Annotated in this window: 15 protein-coding genes and 1 pseudogene; 7 read left to right on the top strand and 9 right to left on the bottom strand. The window is 71.8% G+C overall.

Translation table 11 applies throughout. The annotated features are described in order from the left end of the window. Positions 1-88 precede the first annotated feature (88 nt). On the bottom strand, positions 89-769 hold the full coding sequence (locus AB0903_RS09500; RefSeq protein ID WP_366700701.1) for a GDSL-type esterase/lipase family protein: 681 nt from the start codon (positions 767-769) through the stop codon (positions 89-91). A gap of 268 nt (positions 770-1,037) precedes the next feature. On the opposite strand from AB0903_RS09500, the gene AB0903_RS09495 reads away from it, so the two are divergent. Next, a complete protein-coding gene (locus tag AB0903_RS09495; RefSeq protein ID WP_366700699.1) occupies positions 1,038-2,021 on the top strand; it encodes a WD40 repeat domain-containing protein in 984 nt (327 codons plus the stop codon). Between the two features lie 110 nt (positions 2,022-2,131). On the opposite strand, the gene AB0903_RS09490 is transcribed toward AB0903_RS09495, so the two are convergent. Continuing rightward, positions 2,132-2,683 (bottom strand): peptidoglycan-binding protein, encoded by a 552-nt coding sequence (locus tag AB0903_RS09490; protein WP_366700697.1) that lies wholly within the window; start codon positions 2,681-2,683, stop codon positions 2,132-2,134. A gap of 343 nt (positions 2,684-3,026) precedes the next feature. Further along, positions 3,027-3,794 (bottom strand): TetR/AcrR family transcriptional regulator, encoded by a 768-nt coding sequence (locus AB0903_RS09485; protein WP_366700695.1) that lies wholly within the window; start codon positions 3,792-3,794, stop codon positions 3,027-3,029. 212 nt (positions 3,795-4,006) lie between these two features. On the opposite strand from AB0903_RS09485, the gene AB0903_RS09480 reads away from it, so the two are divergent. Both AB0903_RS09480 and AB0903_RS09475 read left to right on the top strand, forming a co-directional pair. After that, on the top strand, positions 4,007-4,951 hold the full coding sequence (locus AB0903_RS09480) for an ATP-binding cassette domain-containing protein (RefSeq protein WP_366700891.1): 945 nt from the start codon (positions 4,007-4,009) through the stop codon (positions 4,949-4,951). Then, positions 4,948-5,856, top strand: coding sequence for an ABC transporter permease (locus AB0903_RS09475; RefSeq protein ID WP_366700693.1), 909 nt, complete (start codon positions 4,948-4,950; stop codon positions 5,854-5,856). Before AB0903_RS09480 ends, AB0903_RS09475 begins: the two co-directional genes overlap by 4 nt. 122 nt (positions 5,857-5,978) lie before the next feature. Here the strand turns inward: AB0903_RS09475 and serC are convergent, their stop codons facing one another. Together serC and AB0903_RS09465 are read right to left on the bottom strand one after the other, a co-directional pair. Beyond that, positions 5,979-7,097, bottom strand: a complete 1,119-nt coding sequence (gene serC, locus AB0903_RS09470) for a phosphoserine transaminase (RefSeq protein WP_366700691.1) — start codon at positions 7,095-7,097, stop codon at positions 5,979-5,981. Between the two features lie 406 nt (positions 7,098-7,503). Beyond that, positions 7,504-8,115: an ATP/GTP-binding protein gene (locus tag AB0903_RS09465; RefSeq protein ID WP_366700689.1), complete on the bottom strand. Its 612-nt coding sequence runs from the start codon at positions 8,113-8,115 to the stop codon at positions 7,504-7,506. Between the two features lie 231 nt (positions 8,116-8,346). Here AB0903_RS09465 and AB0903_RS09460 point away from each other — a divergent pair, with 231 nt between their 5' ends. Both AB0903_RS09460 and AB0903_RS09455 read left to right on the top strand, forming a co-directional pair. Then, on the top strand, positions 8,347-11,286 hold the full coding sequence (locus tag AB0903_RS09460) for an FAD-binding and (Fe-S)-binding domain-containing protein (RefSeq protein ID WP_366700687.1): 2,940 nt from the start codon (positions 8,347-8,349) through the stop codon (positions 11,284-11,286). Between the two features lie 53 nt (positions 11,287-11,339). Then, positions 11,340-11,645 (top strand): hypothetical protein, encoded by a 306-nt coding sequence (locus AB0903_RS09455; protein ID WP_366700685.1) that lies wholly within the window; start codon positions 11,340-11,342, stop codon positions 11,643-11,645. 179 nt (positions 11,646-11,824) lie between these two features. On the opposite strand, the gene AB0903_RS09450 is transcribed toward AB0903_RS09455, so the two are convergent. The 4 genes and pseudogenes from AB0903_RS09450 to AB0903_RS09435 all read right to left on the bottom strand — a co-directional run bounded on the left by AB0903_RS09450 (position 11,825) and on the right by AB0903_RS09435 (position 14,312). Beyond that, on the bottom strand, positions 11,825-12,238 hold the full coding sequence (locus AB0903_RS09450; RefSeq protein WP_366700683.1) for an NUDIX hydrolase: 414 nt from the start codon (positions 12,236-12,238) through the stop codon (positions 11,825-11,827). Beyond that, positions 12,235-12,570: pseudogene (locus AB0903_RS09445) on the bottom strand (NUDIX domain-containing protein); the annotation flags it as partial. The gene AB0903_RS09450 and the pseudogene AB0903_RS09445, both read right to left, overlap by 4 nt. A gap of 131 nt (positions 12,571-12,701) precedes the next feature. Next, positions 12,702-13,550, bottom strand: a complete 849-nt coding sequence (locus tag AB0903_RS09440; RefSeq protein WP_366700681.1) for a helix-turn-helix transcriptional regulator — start codon at positions 13,548-13,550, stop codon at positions 12,702-12,704. A gap of 18 nt (positions 13,551-13,568) precedes the next feature. Beyond that, positions 13,569-14,312 carry a DUF6879 family protein gene (locus AB0903_RS09435; protein ID WP_366700679.1) on the bottom strand — a complete coding sequence of 248 codons (744 nt, stop codon included), beginning with the start codon at positions 14,310-14,312 and terminating at the stop codon, positions 13,569-13,571. A 147-nt stretch (positions 14,313-14,459) separates the two neighbouring features. Between AB0903_RS09435 and AB0903_RS09430 the strand changes: the two genes are divergently transcribed. Both AB0903_RS09430 and AB0903_RS09425 read left to right on the top strand, forming a co-directional pair. Further along, a complete protein-coding gene (locus AB0903_RS09430) occupies positions 14,460-14,660 on the top strand; it encodes a hypothetical protein (protein ID WP_366700677.1) in 201 nt (66 codons plus the stop codon). Beyond that, entirely contained in the window at positions 14,657-14,884 is a 228-nt protein-coding gene (locus tag AB0903_RS09425; protein WP_366700675.1) for a hypothetical protein, read from the top strand. The genes AB0903_RS09430 and AB0903_RS09425 overlap by 4 nt, the downstream gene beginning before the upstream one ends. Positions 14,885-15,053: the final 169 nt, after the last annotated feature.

Below are 15,053 nucleotides of genomic sequence, written 5' to 3'. Positions count from 1 at the left end.
CGCGGGAGGGCGGCACGGCGGAACGGCGCGCGGGAGGGCGGCACGGCGGAACGGCGTGCGGGAGGGCGGCGCAGGGCGGCCCGGCCCGTCAGACGGCGGCGTACGCCCCGCCCAGCCCCCACGCCTGGTGCATCGCCGTCGCGAACGCCCCGGCCAGCTTGGTCTCGCCCGTCGGTCCCGGGTGGGTGCCGTCGTAGGTGTCGGTGTGGATGTCGTACGGCGCCGGGTGCGAGGCGAGCAGGATCGGGGACGCCGGTGTGTCCAGGTCGGCGGCCGCCTTGGCGAGGAGCACGTTGAAGCGGGCGCACTCGGCGGCGAAGGGGGCGTCGGACTCGGCGCGGATGTTCGGGATGACCGGAAGCAGGACCATCCGCACGTACGGGTTGGCGAGGCGGGCCTCTGTGATGAAGGCGCGGGCGTTCGCCGCGGTCTGGTCGCTGTTCGTGTAGAAGCCGAGGTCTATCAGTCCGAGCGAGACCAGGAGGACGTCGGCCCGCTCCGCGGCGACCGTCTCGCGGATCACGGGTGCCATGTGCAGCCAGCCCTCGCCCCACCCGGCCAGGTGCCGGCGGGCGTCCGCCGGGAAGTCCGGGTCGGCGTAGGCGTGGGACACGGGGGCGTTCGCGGCGATGTCGTACAGCTCGCGGCGCGGGCCCACGATCTCGAAGGGCACGCCGGTGGAGACCAGGTGCTGCCACATGCGGTAGCGCCAGCTGTGTTCGCCGGCGCTCCCGATGGTCATGGAATCGCCGACGAACAGAAAGCGCATGGGCGCAATCATGGCCGAACCCGCCAGTAACCCGTCAGCTGTCGGCGGTGTGAGGCTGGACACTGCTCCGAGGCCGGTCAGGTGCTTCGGTCGCTGCCCTCCGATGCCCGTCAGCGCCGGGGCCAGCCGCCCGGTTCACCCGCGCGGATCCGGGTCGGCTCACCGCCGAGCGCCCGTAGGGGCGGGCCGCCCGGGCGAGCGCCCGTGGGGGCCGGCCGCCGAGCGAGAGTCCGTAGGGGCCGGCTGCCGGAGGTGGCAGGCTTGGGGCATGCGTTCGCTTCCGTACGTCACCGGCCTCGCGGCCGTCCTCGTGCTGGCCGCCGCCGTGCCCGCGGCCGCCGACGAGCACTCCGGGTTCACGATCAAGGACCCGCGGATCACCGAGTCCAGCGGGCTCGCCGCGAGCCGGGCGCACCCGGGGATCTACTGGACGCACAACGACCAGGACCAGCCACGGGTCTTCGCCGTCGACTCGAAGACCGGCGAGACGGTGGCGACGATCACCTTGCGGGGCGTCGGCCGGCCCAGGGACATGGAGGCGATCTCCGTGGGGCCCGACGGCAACGTCTACGTCGGCGACATCGGCGACAACCTCGACGGCAGCTGGGACCACGTCTGGATCTACCGCTTCCCGGAGCCGGAGCGACTGCGCGACCAGACCGTGGACGCCACGCAGTTCGACGTGAAGTACGCCGACGGGGCGCGCAACGCCGAGGCGCTGATGGTGCATCCGAAGACCGGCCGCGTCTACATCGCCTCGAAGAACGAGGACGGCGGCGGCCTCTACGAAGGTCCGGCCACGCTGAGGACGGGGCAGACCAACGTGTTCCGGCGGATCGGTGAGGTGCCGTGGGTGACCGACGGCGCCTTCTCACCGGACGGGAAGGAGCTGGTGCTCCGCTCGTACTTCAGCGCCCGCGGGTACGCGTGGAAGGACGGCCGCCTCGGCGCCGACCACCGGGTGCGCGGGCCGATCCAGGGGCAGTCGGAGTCGGTGACGTACACGCCGGACGGCACGACGCTGCTGTTCGGCACGGAGGGCGAGCGCAGCCCCGTCGAGGCGGTGGCGGTCGAGAGCGGCGGCGGCGACGGCGGCGGTTCCGGCGGGGCCGAGGACGGGGCGAAGCCCGGCGGTCCCGGTGGCGGCACGGCCGCCGGGGACGACCCGAAGGGCGGCGCCGCCACGTGGGGGCTGCTCGTCCTCGGCGGCGCGGGGCTGCTGGTGCTGGCGCTGAGGCGGCGTCGCGCATAGGCCCGGCCGTCCCCGGGCGGGCGTGCCACCGGGTGGTGGGGTGTCGTCACCCGGCCACCCGGTGGCACGAGTCGCGGCGGGGCCTCAGGACGCCGGGCCGCTCGGTCGGGTCAGGTGGCGCAGGTGCGGTAGTTGTATCCCGCCTGGCGCCAGTCGCCTGCCTTGTCCTTGAAGACGTACTTGCCCTGCGTGTTGCGCACGATCGAGAAGTTGTGTGCGGCCCCCAGGTAGGTGAGGTACAACTTCTTGCCCTTGGCGGTGCTGCCGCTCGAAATGGAGAGCTTCACATCCGCCCGCCCGAAGGTGGCGGGCCCCACTACGCCGTCCGCGCCGAGGTTGAACCGGTACTGCAGGTTCTTCGTGGCGACCTTGGTGTCATACGTGAACTTGCCGTTCACGTCCGAGAGGGCGAACCTCTTCCCGCCGCTCTTGTGCACACCTTCCGCCCACAGGATTTTCTGCCAGAGACAGACGGCATTGGACACGCGGGAGCGGTCGTGGAGCACGCCTTCGTCGGACCAGTCGTCGGTGACGGCGCCGTACCCCCGTACCCAGCCGTCGGACGCCTTCGCGGAGGCCGGTGAGGTGCCCAGCGCGACCGTGCCCGCCAGCGCGACGCCGAAGGCCACCGCGGCCCGTACGCGCTTCCCGTGGATGTTCATCCGTTCCCTTCCTGTTTCCCTCTGCTGTCGGTGCCAATGTCAGCCGTACATCGTTCGCTGCCAGTTGGCGGCCCGCGCGTCCGCCAGGTCGAAGCCTTCACGTTCCGTTCCGGATGAGTGCGGGGGCTTGGTCAGGACCGTACGGCCCAGTCGCCGTCCCACGGCCGTGCAGGGGATTTCCCGGGATGCCCAGCGCCTTTGAGCTGCGCAACCGCAATCGGTATGGGGGTCGGCGGGGGACGTGGGATGCAACGGGACGAGCCCACAGGGGGGCGAACGCCGACCGCCTCGGTATCCCCGCGGGGACACGCCTCGGCCGACCCTGGAACGCCGTCCGCTCCGACTAAGGGGCTTTCGCGGCCCGTTCGCGTACCAGCTTCTCGAAGCCGTCGATCAGACGGTCGAGACCGAAGGCGAAGTGGTCGAAGTCCGGGCCGAACGCGTCCTCGGAGAGGTTCGCGAGCCGCGGGTAGTCGCCGGTCGCCATCGCCCGTTCCAGGAAGGGCTCCTGACTCCGCCAGAACTCAGCGTCGCTCTGCCCGGTCTGCTTCGCGGCCTCCGCGGCCTCCATCTCCATCCGGGCGATTCCAGAGACGAAGCTCTGCACGGCGATGATCACCGAGATCAGTTCGGGGTCACGCAGGCCCATGCCGTGCAGGGCGGTCAGGGACAGCTCCAGGCCGCGTACGGCGCCGGGGCCGAGGACGGTGCGGGACTGGTTGACCTTCAGCAGCCACGGGTGCGCGCGGTGCAGTGCGAGGTGCGCACCGGCCATCTCCCGGACCGCGTCGCGCCAGTCGGCGTCCTCGGGCGCGGGCCGGCGACTGCCGAGCAGTTCGCCGGTGATGCGGTCGAGCATCAGGTCGAGCAGTTCGCCCTTGCCGGGGACGTAGCGGTAGAGGGACATGGTGCCGGTGCCGAGCTCGGTCGAGAGCCGGCGCATCGAGACCGCCGCCAGGCCCTCCGCGTCGGCGATCTCCACGGCGGTGGTGACGATCCGGTCGAGGGTCAGTCCCGGCCGGGGGCCGCGTGAGGGCCGCTCGCCGGTGCCCCAGAGCAGCTCGAGGCTGCGCCGGATGTCGCCGCTGCCACTCGTCTCCGTCGTCGTCATGGCCTCACCTTAATCCCGCGCAGGGAAACTGAGTACGGTGTACTCTCATTTGGGTACGCTGTACTCGGTTAGTCGTGCGGTCTGTTCGGTCGGCTCGGCCTGTGCGGCCTGTGCGGCCTGTGCGGCCTGTGCGGCCTGTGCGGCCTGTTCGGTTGGTTCGGTTGGTTCGGTTGGTTCGGTGTGGAGGGGTGGACGTGGACGAATACGCAGTGATGGCCGAAGGAGTCGAGAAGCGGTACGGGGACAAGTTGGCCCTCGACGGCTTCGACCTCGCCGTGCAGAGAGGCACCGTGCACGGCCTGCTCGGGCCGAACGGCGCAGGGAAGACCACCGCCGTACGGGTCCTCGCGACCCTGCTGCGGTTCGACGGCGGCCGGGCGCGGGTGGCCGGGACCGACGTCCGGCGCGCCCCGCAGCAGGTGCGCCGCCGGATCGGACTCACCGGCCAGTACGCCGCGGTCGACGAGGTGCTCACCGGCCGGCAGAACCTGGAGATGTTCGGCCGCCTCTTCCACCTCGGCGGCAGGCGCGCGGCACAGCGGGCCACCGAACTGCTGGAACAGTTCGACCTGGTGGAGGCGGGCGACAAGGGTGCCGGCAAGTACAGCGGCGGCATGCGCCGCCGGCTCGACCTCGCCGCGTCGATGATTCTCGCGCCCGAGGTGCTGTTCCTGGACGAGCCGACGACCGGCCTCGACCCGCGCTCGCGCGGCGAGGTGTGGGAGGCGGTGCGCCGGCTCGTCGCGGGCGGCACGACCGTGCTGCTCACCACCCAGTACCTGGAGGAAGCCGACCGGCTCGCCTCCCGCATCACCGTCATCGACCAGGGCCGCGCCATCGCCGACGACACCCCCGACGGGCTGAAGAACCGGGTCGGCGGCGACCGTATCGAGGTCGTCGCCCGCGAGACGGCCGACCTGCCGGCCATCGCCAAGACCGTGGCCCGGGTCGCCGACACCGACCCGACGACCGACGCCGTCGAACGCCGGGTCCACGCGCCGGTGACCGACCGGGTGGCGGCGCTCACCGAAGTGGCGCGCAATCTCCAGGACGAACGGATCCCGGTGGAGGACATCGGACTGCGCAGGCCGAGTCTGGACGACGTGTTCCTGCACCTGACCGGACACGGCACACAGACGACGGAGGAAGCGGCATGAGCACGACCGACACGGCGGACGTGAAGGGCGCGTCGGTGGAGACGACAGCGACGACGACGCCCAGCGCGACGACGACCGCCTCGACCGCGACGGACCTGAGCGTGGAAGACCGGCACGGCCGCGTCTACTGGGCGGTGGCCGACTGCTGGAACGTGGTCCGGCGCGGCCTGACCCACTACCAGCGCCAGCCGGTCCTGATCGCCTGGCAGCTCGGCTTCCCCATCCTCTCCGTGCTGCTCTACGGATACGTCTTCGGCGGCGCGATGAAGTCACCCGACGGGGGGAGCGTCCGCGACTTCCTGATGCCGGGCATGTTCGCGATGACGATGGCCTTCGGCTTCATGAACACGGCGATCGCCGTGGTCACCGACGCCTCCAAGGGCGTCATCGACCGCTTCCGCTCGATGCCGATGGCACCGTCGGCCGTCGTCACCGGCCGCGGGGTCAACGACCTGGTCGTCGCCTGCGCAGAGCTGACGATCCTGGCGGCGACCGCCGTCGCGATGGGCTGGCGCACGGACACCGGCGTCGTCGCGTCGGTGGCCGCGTTCGGGCTGCTGCTGCTTCTGCGGTTCTGCCTGATCTGGGTCGGCATCCTGCTCGGGCTGTTCGTCCCGAACACGGAGGCGGCCGGCAGCCTCTACGCGGTGGCCTTCCCGCTCACCATGATCTCCAGCGTGTTCGTGCCCCCGTCGACGATGCCGGACTGGCTCGGCACGATCGCCGCATGGAACCCGATCTCGTCGACGGCCGCGGCGGCCCGTGAGCTCTTCGGCAACCCGGTGGCGAGCGACGGCAGCTGGATCCAGGAGCACTCGCTGCTGATGGCGGTCGTGTGGCCGGTCGTCATCACAGCGGTCTTCGCACCGCTGGCGGTCCGGCGCTTCCAGCGGCTCAGCCGCTGACGGTCTCCGTGCGGCAGCCCCCGGCCTCGAGCAGCCGGGCCGCGTCACACCATCGAGCGATCACACGCGTGGGGGCGCTGACCGGCCGGTCAGCGCCCCCACGTCCGCGTACGAGCCCGCGGTTACAGCTTCTCGATCACGTAGTCGACGCACGTCGTCAGCGCCTCGACGTCTGCCGGGTCGATCGCCGGGAACATCGCCACGCGGAGCTGGTTGCGGCCCAGCTTGCGGTACGGCTCGGTGTCGACGATGCCGTTGGCGCGCAGCGCCTTGGCGACCGCCGCGGCGTCGATCTCGTCGGCGAAGTCGATCGTGCCGATGACCTGCGAGCGCTTCGCCGGGTCGACGACGAACGGGGTGGCGTACTTGGACGCCTCCGCCCAGCCGTAGAGGGCGCGCGAGGAGGCGGCGGTGCGGCCCGTGGACCAGTCGAGGCCGCCCTGGCCGTTGATCCACTTCAGCTGTTCGTTCAGCAGGAAGAGGGTCGCGAGCGCCGGGGTGTTGTACGTCTGGTTCTTCAGCGAGTTGTCGATCGCCGTCGGGAGCGAGAAGAACTCCGGGACGTGGCGGCCCGAGCCGTGGACGCGCGCGGCGCGCTCCAGGGCGGCGGGGGAGAAGACGCCGATCCACAGGCCGCCGTCGGAGGCGAAGGACTTCTGCGGGGCGAAGTAGTAGACGTCCGTCTGCGCGATGTCGACCGGCAGGCCGCCCGCACCGGAGGTGGCGTCCACCAGGACCAGCGCGCCGTCGTCCGCGCCGTCGACCCGCCGGATCGGGGCGGCGACACCGGTGGAGGTCTCGTTGTGGGTGAAGGCGTAGACGTCGACGCCCGCCTCCGCCCGCGGGTCAGGGTGGGTGCCCGGGTCCGAGGAGATGACCGTCGGCTCGGCCAGCCACGGCGCCAGCTTGGCGGCCTTGGCGAACTTGGAGGAGAACTCGCCGAACGACAGGTGCTGGGACTTGTTCTCGATCAGGCCGTGCGTCGCCACGTCCCAGAAGGCGGTGGAGCCGCCGTTGCCCAGGATCACCTCGTAGCCCTCGGGGAGGGAGAACAGCTCACGCACGCCGTCGCGGACCTCGCCGACCAGGTTCTTGACCGGGGCCTGGCGGTGGGACGTGCCGAGGAGAGAGGTGCCGGTGGCGGCCAGGGCGTCCAGCGCCTCCGTACGCACCTTGGAGGGGCCCGCGCCGAAACGGCCGTCGGCGGGCTTGATGTCAGCGGGAATCTGGATATCAGCCACGTTCCGGAGCGTATACCGCCCCGGCCGCCGGACGGGGGCTCGGTCCGGCGGATGAGACGGTGCCGCGGTCCGGTCGGTGGGACGGCCACGGCGCCCGGAGGTACGACGCACCGCGCCCTGCGGTGGGACGCGGGATGCCTGCCTGTGCCTCGCGCGGCGCCCGGCCCGGCGGTACGACGCACCGCACCCTGCGGTGGGACGCGGGATGCCTCGCGCGACGCCCGGCCGGGACGGTGGGCGGTCGGCCCACCGGTACGACGCACCGCGCCCACCGGTACGACGCGCCGCGCCCACCGGTACGACGCACCGCGCCCGGCGGCGTCTCGCGCGCCGCGCACCGGCGCGCCGACACCCTGAACGGCCACCGGCCGCCGGCCGGGACCGTGCCCGGCTGCCCGCCCGCCGGTCAGGGGCCGTCACCGAGGCCGAGCGCGCGCAGATGGTCCATCAGGGCGATCAGGACGAACTTGCTGGACGAGTGGTCCCTGGCGTCGAACTCGACCAGCGGTACTCCCGGTGCCAGGGCGAGCGTGTCGCGTAGCTCGTCCGCGGAGCGGAACGGGCCGCCGAAGTCGTTGACGGCGACGATGAACGGCGTGCCGCACCGGTGGAGCCGGTCGGTCGCGTACCAGGCGTCGGCGACGGCGCGGGTGTCGACGAGGACGACCGCGCCGGTGGTGCCGGCGAGGAGGCGGTCCCAGAGGAAGCGGAAACGTTCCTGTCCCGGTGTCCCGAAGAGATACAGCACCCGGTGCTCGTCGATCGTGATGCGGCCGAAGTCGAGGGCGACCGTGGTCGCCGTCTTGGCGGGGACCCGCGCACGGGCGTCGTCCACCAGGGTGTGCGTGCTCATGACCTCCTCCGTGTGCAGCGGACGGATCTCGCTGACGGAGCGAACCATCGTGGACCGGCCGGCGCCGAAACCGCCGACGACGGCGATCTTCAGTGCGCCGGCAACGGCCGCGGGGGAGCGGGTCGCGCCGTTTCCGGGGGTCGCCCGGGGGGTGGCGCGAGTCATCGTTTCTTGGCGGTGCCGGTCATCGAGTGGTGCCTTCCGGGGTGACGGGGGGCGCAACTGGAGCCGCCGTTCTTCGGCGAAGTCGTCGACACTATAGGAGGGCTGACGATCAGTTGGGGATGGTCGTGGCGCTTCTCTCGCGACATCGGGGGCGCGGCCCGGCACACAACGAGTGCAAGTGGCACGTTTCCTGCCGGTGCGGTGACCCGTGCAGCCGTCATCCTGGAACGCATGGTTGAACACACCAGGGATACGAGCGAACTGGCCCACGCGCTCAAGGCCGCAGTCGGCGGTGACGTCGACTTCTCGGCCGCCGCCCGGGCCCTGACGACCATGGACGCCTCCAACTACCGGCGCGTCCCGGTCGGCGTCGTCGCTCCCCGCGACGCCGACGACGTCGCCGCGGCCCTCGCGGTGTGCCGGCGGCACGGCGTCCCGGTCGTGCCGCGCGGCGGCGGCACCTCCATCGCCGGGCAGGCCACCGGCACCGGTGTCGTCCTGGACTTCACCCGCCACATGAACCGGGTCCTCCGCGTCGACCCGGACGCCCGCACCGCACACGTGCAGCCGGGTGTCGTACTGGACCGGCTCCAGCGGGCCGTACGGGCGCACGGCCTGGTCTTCGGGCCCGACCCCTCGACGCACAGCCGCTGCACGCTCGGCGGAATGATCGGGAACAACGCGTGCGGCTCCCACTCGGTCGCCTGGGGGACGACGGCCGACAACGTCCACGACGTGTCGGTCGTCACCTACGCCGGCGCCCGTCACCGGCTCGCCCGGGGCCTGGAGCCCGGCGGCGCCCCGCCCGGCCTGGGCGACCTCGTCGAACGCCACCTCGCCCTGCTGCGCACCGGCTACCCCGACGGCCTGCCGCGCCGCATCTCGGGATACGCGCTCGACGCCCTGCTGCCGGAGAAGGGCACCGACCTCGCCCGCGCGTTCTGCGGCAGCGAAGGCACCCTCGCCGTGCTGACGGAGGCGACCGTACGGCTCGTGGACGCGCCCGGCGCCCGTGCGCTCGCCGTCCTCGGATACGCCGACGAGAGCGCCGCCGCCGAAGCCGCCGCCGGACTTCTGCCCCTCGGCCCGCTGACCGTCGAGGGCATGGCGGAGGACCTGGTGCCCGCAGGACAGGGGCTGCCGCGCGGCGGGGCGTGGCTGTTCGTCGAGACCGGCGGCGCCACCGCCGCGGAGGCCGCGGACCGGGCGCAGCGGATCGTACGGGCGGCCGACGCCCTGGACGGCACGGTCGTCGGCGACCCGGCCGCCGTGCGGGCCCTGTGGCGGCTGCGGGAGGACGCCTCCGGCACCGCGACCCGCACGCCCGACGGCGGCGAGGCGTGGCCCGGCTGGGAGGACTGCGCCGTGCCGCCCGCCCGCCTCGGTGCCTATCTGCGCGACTTCCGTGCCCTGCTCGCCGAGCACGGGCTGCGGGGCACCCCGTACGGGCACTTCGGGGACGGGTGCATCCATGTCCGGATCGACTTCGACCTGCTGACTCCGGGCGGCGTCCGCCGTTTCCGTGCGTTCTCCGAGGAGGTCGCCTCGCTCGTCGTCGCGCACGGCGGCTCGCTGTCCGGTGAGCACGGTGACGGGAAGGCCCGCGCCGAACTGCTGCCGAGAATGTACGGGGACGAACTGGTGACCCTCTTCGGCCGCTTCAAGGACCTGTGGGACCCGGCGGGCGGCATGAACCCGGGCATGCTGGTGCGCCCGGAACCGCTCGACGTCGGCCTCCGTTTCTCCGTACTGCCCGCCGAACCCGTCGACGTCGCCTTCGGCTATCCGCAGGACGGCGGCGACTTCGCCGGTGCCGTGCGCCGCTGCGTGGGCGTCGCCAAGTGCCGTACGGACAGCGCGGCGGCGGGCGGCGGCGTGATGTGCCCCTCGTACCGGGCGACCGGCGAGGAACGGCACTCCACCCGCGGCCGGGCGCGGCTGCTGCACGAGATGCTCGCCGGTGAGGTCCTCACCGACGGCTGGCGCTCGACCGAGGTACGCGACGCGCTCGACCTGTGCCTGGCCTGCAAGGGGTGCCGCAGCGACTGCCCCGTCGGCGTCGACATGGCCACGTACAAGGCCGAGTTCCTGCACCACCACTACGCAGGCCGGCGCCGCCCGGCCGCCCACTACGCCATGGGGCGCCTCCCGCAGTGGCTGCGCGCCGCGGCGCCGTGGGCGCCCGCCGTCAACGCGCTCACCCGGGTGCGGCCGCTGGCCGCGCTCGCCAAGCGGCTCGGCGGCATCGCGCCGCAGCGGGACCTGCCACGCCTCGCCCCCGAGACGTTCCGCCGCTGGCTGCGCGGGCACCTGGGCGCGCGGGCGCGGGTGCTGGAGACGGGCCGCAGCGCCGTGCTGTGGCCCGACACGTTCACCGACCACCTCACGCCGTCCGTCGGCCGGGCGGCCGTACGGGTCATGGAGGCGGCGGGCATCGGGATCGCGGTGCCGCCGGGGCGGGTGTGCTGCGGGCTCACGTACGTCTCGACGGGCCAGCTCGACCGGGCGCGCCGGGTCATGCTGCGCACACTGGACGTCGTCGAGCCGCTGCTCGAACTCGGCGTGCCTGTCACCGTCCTGGAACCCGGCTGCGCCGCCACCCTCAAGACCGACCTGCCCGAGTTGCTGGGCGACGACCCGAGAGCGCACCGGCTCGCGGCGTCCGTGCGGACCTTCGCGCAGACTCTGGAGGAGTGCGCGCCCGACTGGCGGCCGCCGCGGATCGGCCGCCCGGTGGCCGGCCAGACCCACTGCCATCAGCACGCCGTGCTCGGCGACGTGGCCGAACGCCGGCTGCGGGAGCGGGCCGGTCTGACGGGCGGACTGAGCGGCGGCTGCTGTGGTCTCGCGGGTAACTTCGGCTTCGAACGCGGCCACTACGAGGTGTCGGTGGCCTGCGCGGAGGACGAACTGCTGCCCGCCGTACGCGCGGCCGCCGCGGGCACCGAGATCCTGGCGGACGGCTTCTCCTGCCGCACCCAGCTCGACCAGCTCGCCGGCCGCCGCGCCCGGCACCTGGCCGAGGTGCTGGCGGACGGCCTCGGGGACGGCCTCGGGGACGGCCCCCCGGACGCCCTCGCAGGCGGCCCCGGTACGAGCCTCGGAGAGGCCCCCGGGGGCGTCCTCGGGGACGGTGGAGCGGAGCGCCCGGGGGGCCTGCACGCCGAGTGAGACAAGGCGTCCGGCAGGATGGGCGGCCGACCACGAGGGAAGGGGCGGATGCCATGCGGGGGATCGTCGGGCGGGCCGACATCGTCAGTCTGCTGGCGCGGGCATGCATGGTGCTGCTCATCACCGCCCTCGTGGGGCAGTTGCTGGTGACCGCGATCGCGGTGGACCCGGTGGACCCGGTGGACGGAGTGACGGCCAGGGGCCTGGGCTCGTTCGCCGTCTCACTGCTGCGGGGCGGCTCCGCCGGTGCGTTCGGCGCGTCGTTGTGCGTCGCCGCCGTGCTGGTCCTGATCGTGGCGGTACGGGGTCTCCGCCTCGCCTGGCGGCGCCTGGTGTCACGCCGCCGGCGGACGCTCTGAGGCGCGGGGGGCGCATCCCACCCGGCGGCCCGCCGGCGCCAGTGGCTCGGCTGACGCAGTCACGTCTTCCAGGCCGGGTGGCTTGCCGGCCATGGGTAGCCGACCTCGAGCTCTGACCTGGCTCCTCGGGAGGTGCGACAACGCGCTCCTCTGTACGTGTGGCTGCGGCCCGAGGTCGATCAGGAAGGCAGGGCCGCGTCGAGGTAGTCCTGCACCGGCTCGAACAGCCCGTACGGCACATACTCCGGGATCTCGCCATGGGCGACCCAGGCGAGTTCGGCCAGCTCCTCGGTGTCCGCGACGTGGGCCGTACCACCCAGCACCTCGCAGGCCGTGTACGACATCAGACGGCCTGTCTTCGGGTGGACCCGCTCGCCGAGCAGCTTCACAGCCCCCACGGTCAGCCCGGTCTCCTCCTGGGCCTCCCGCACGGCGGCGTTTTCGCGGGCCTCGCCAGGCTCGATTTCTCCGGCCGGGAGCTCCCAGGAGAGCTGTCCCTCGTTGACCCGGCGGCGCACCATGAGCACACGCCCCTCGTGCACGACGATGGCGGCGGCGATGCCCGGGCGCTCGTCTGTGTTCCGGTTCGTCACGCCTGCTCCTCCAGGACGGCCTGGATGGGTGGGAAGATCGTATCGACGGGGATGAAGCGGGGCACCGCGTTTCTGGGGACCTACATGACGGCGATGTTCTCGGCCGCGTCGTGGAGCCGGTTCCCCGGGTTCTGCCGGACCGCGCAGTGGACACCCGTCTCGTCCGAGGTCTCCCACACGGTGGTGGTCTCCGCCTTGCCTCCCGGCTTGATGACCCCGGCTGGGAACTGCCACGTGATTCCAGCAGCGTCGTCGTCCCGCCGACACACCAGTAGGACGTCGCTGTCGCGGACGACCACCGCGACGGCCACCCGCAGCGCCTGCGCGCCTGGCCGCGTCGAGTCTGCTGGGGCCCGTTCCTTCGCTGCCCAATGCCCTACTCCTGCGTTGGCCCTCCCACCCGGGCATGCCCTTCCCGAACTGCGTAAGAACGCGCGGCAGCTGGGCCTACTACCAGAAGCCGTCAGCCAGTTGGAGCCCGTCGCACCTGTGCGATCACGTGCTGAGCCTCTGCCCCGAACACAGCCGACTCCTTCAGTGACCTCCACACCCGCTGATACGTCGCGATGGTGTCGGCATCGTCGAGCCACAGTTCCGCGTGCCAGTCCTCGGTGATGGCGAGGCGGCCGTCGAAGACCCAGAAACCATCGGCGGCAGGGACCCTGAGCGATGCGTCGAGGGGCACGATGCCGAGCTGGACGGTGTCCATGCCGATGACCCCGGAGAGACGGTCGAGCTGTGCGGCCAGAACCGAGGGTGGACAGATCAGGCTGCGCAGGGCCGCCTCCCACAGCAGGACGTGAAGCTTCTTACCTGGCCGGTACAGCCACTCCTGTCGCTTCATGCGGGAGCGCACGGCCTCCTCGGTGTCGCGCGGGGAGTTCTGAAGCTCGGCGTACCGGGTGAAGACATGGCGGGCGTAGTCGGCGGTCTGAAGCATGCCGGACACCATTGCAGGCTCCCACTCATGGATCACCGAGGCGTCGGAGACCAGTTCGTTCCAGGTGTCCTGCACGGGGCGGTGGCCGGACGCGAGCTGCCGCCGCCATGAGCGGATGTGGGACTCGAAGCCCCTGAGCCGGGCGTGCAGCTCCTCGAAGGTCTGGGGCTGGCCCGTCGCAGCCGCCCAGGCTCGGAGGTCGTCGGCGGTGGCGGTCTGGCGGCCATTCTCCAGCTTGCTGACCTTGGACTGCGTCCAGCCGAGGCGTTCAGCGAGCTGGGTGCCGGTGAGCCGGCCCTCCGGGCAGGCAGCGCGCAGTTCCCTGAGGCGTACGCCCAGGGCAGTGCGTGCCTGCTGGTAGTCCGTGCTCACCGGTCCGACGGAGGTCCCTCAGACGATTCCGGCGGCGAACGTCTCGTGTGGCACAGCGTGATGCCATGCCGCGTCGCGGATCAGGGAGCGCGCGACGACCTCGGCGGGCTCGGTGATGAGTTCCACGTCCACGAGCTGGTCGTCGTTTGTGAAGTTCAGCCTGGCGACCATCCGGGAGTCGAAGATCCAGAAGTCCTCGGCAGGGAGTCGCAACCTCTCGGCGTCGGCCCTCGACAGGTTCCTGATGTCCTCGCCGAGGGCGCTGTTGCGCTTGGCGTTGTCCAGAAGGTAGAGCTGCCCGGTCGTCGGCGGCGCGTCGACGATGCGGACCCGCTCCACTCGCTTCCCCTGGCCAGTCTGCGAGCGGATCATCGTGCAATACGCGTCATCGAGGTCCCACTGTGCCGCGCCGGTCTCGACGAACTGGCGGTAGGTCGCGGTGGCCTCGTCGTTGGCGTACCCGCGTCGGGTCTCCAGCCGCCAGGCCGTGTGCTGGAAGGTCCGGAACAGGTTCTCGAACTCGCCCAGGTCGATGATCCTCGCCGCGCGAGTCGCGTCCTTCGGCGCGTAGTCGACCAGCAGCTCACGCGGCACCACGACGGCCACCTCGCCTTCGGAGAGATGCTGGAGCTGCGCCACGTCCTCCGGGTCCTTCAGCGGCGGCCCGTGGACGATGACCTCCCGGCTGTCGATGTCCTCGTGGATGGACGGACATCCGGTGCCCCCGCTGCCCGTGCCGTTGAAGTGCAACCTGCGTGCCATCTGGCCATGCCCCTCACTCGTCGAAGCCCGTCGTCTCACAGGGTCTCGGCCGCCGCGAGGGAATGTCGAGGCATAGCGAACCGGACCGTGAGAATAATCGAGAATATCGCCCGTCCTGACCAACTAGGGCTCCGTAGCGTCCCGTTCATGACCGATCCCACGCGGTATCAGACCGCCCCCGTCGAGTTGCCCATCGACGACTGGCTCTTCGAGGCTCACCCGGCGAACGGCTGCGGTGTGTGCTCCGCACTGGACGGAGAGCTGAGCCAGGCCCGTAAGCGAGGCGACGACAGGAAGGCGTTCCTGGTCGCGGCCGAGATCCGAAACCACCCCCGGGACCACCGATGACGGCCCTGCGTGCGGCGTACCGCTACGTGCTGCACCGCATCACCGAGCACCCGGACACCGACGTCACCTACGAGGCCGAGTGCCTGTGGTGCGAGTGGAAGGCCGCGCCCTCAGAGGATTCGGCCGCCGTCGATGTCGAGTGCATGAGCCACACAGGGCGCAGCGGGCACAGGTCGTTCCGGCGACTCCGTACGTCGTTCGCTCTGGTCGTACGGGCGGAGTAGGAGAGGTCGCTCGCCAACTGCGCGCGATGTGAGGGCGGTTGTCAGTGGCGGGCGCGACAATCCCATCCATGAGTGATGAGGAGCCGCTCTCGCCCGAGCCGGCCGACGTGTTCGATAAGCCGAACCCATCTCTGCGGTTGACGAGTGGCTTCTCGGCACCTCTGCGGTC

Source organism: Streptomyces sp. NPDC048389 (genome assembly GCF_040706335.1).
In the GTDB taxonomy this organism is placed as follows: domain Bacteria; phylum Actinomycetota; class Actinomycetes; order Streptomycetales; family Streptomycetaceae; genus Streptomyces.
The sequence above is the reverse complement of the archived record's forward strand: the minus strand, read 5'-3'. Positions and strand labels throughout refer to the sequence as shown.

Bases quoted from the DNA above. Each gene is read 5' to 3' on its own strand.
- AB0903_RS09500 (WP_366700701.1), bottom strand. From the start codon at position 769: ATGCGCTTTCTGTTCGTCGGCGATTCCATGACCATCGGGAGCGCCGGC.
- AB0903_RS09495 (WP_366700699.1), top strand. From the start codon at position 1,038: ATGCGTTCGCTTCCGTACGTCACCGGCCTCGCGGCCGTCCTCGTGCTG.
- AB0903_RS09490 (WP_366700697.1), bottom strand. From the start codon at position 2,683: ATGAACATCCACGGGAAGCGCGTACGGGCCGCGGTGGCCTTCGGCGTC.
- AB0903_RS09485 (WP_366700695.1), bottom strand. From the start codon at position 3,794: ATGACGACGACGGAGACGAGTGGCAGCGGCGACATCCGGCGCAGCCTC.
- AB0903_RS09480 (WP_366700891.1), top strand. From the start codon at position 4,007: ATGGCCGAAGGAGTCGAGAAGCGGTACGGGGACAAGTTGGCCCTCGAC.
- AB0903_RS09475 (WP_366700693.1), top strand. From the start codon at position 4,948: ATGAGCACGACCGACACGGCGGACGTGAAGGGCGCGTCGGTGGAGACG.
- AB0903_RS09465 (WP_366700689.1), bottom strand. From the start codon at position 8,115: ATGACTCGCGCCACCCCCCGGGCGACCCCCGGAAACGGCGCGACCCGC.
- AB0903_RS09460 (WP_366700687.1), top strand. From the start codon at position 8,347: ATGGTTGAACACACCAGGGATACGAGCGAACTGGCCCACGCGCTCAAG.
- AB0903_RS09455 (WP_366700685.1), top strand. From the start codon at position 11,340: ATGCGGGGGATCGTCGGGCGGGCCGACATCGTCAGTCTGCTGGCGCGG.
- AB0903_RS09435 (WP_366700679.1), bottom strand. From the start codon at position 14,312: ATGGCACGCAGGTTGCACTTCAACGGCACGGGCAGCGGGGGCACCGGA.
- AB0903_RS09430 (WP_366700677.1), top strand. From the start codon at position 14,460: ATGACCGATCCCACGCGGTATCAGACCGCCCCCGTCGAGTTGCCCATC.
- AB0903_RS09425 (WP_366700675.1), top strand. From the start codon at position 14,657: ATGACGGCCCTGCGTGCGGCGTACCGCTACGTGCTGCACCGCATCACC.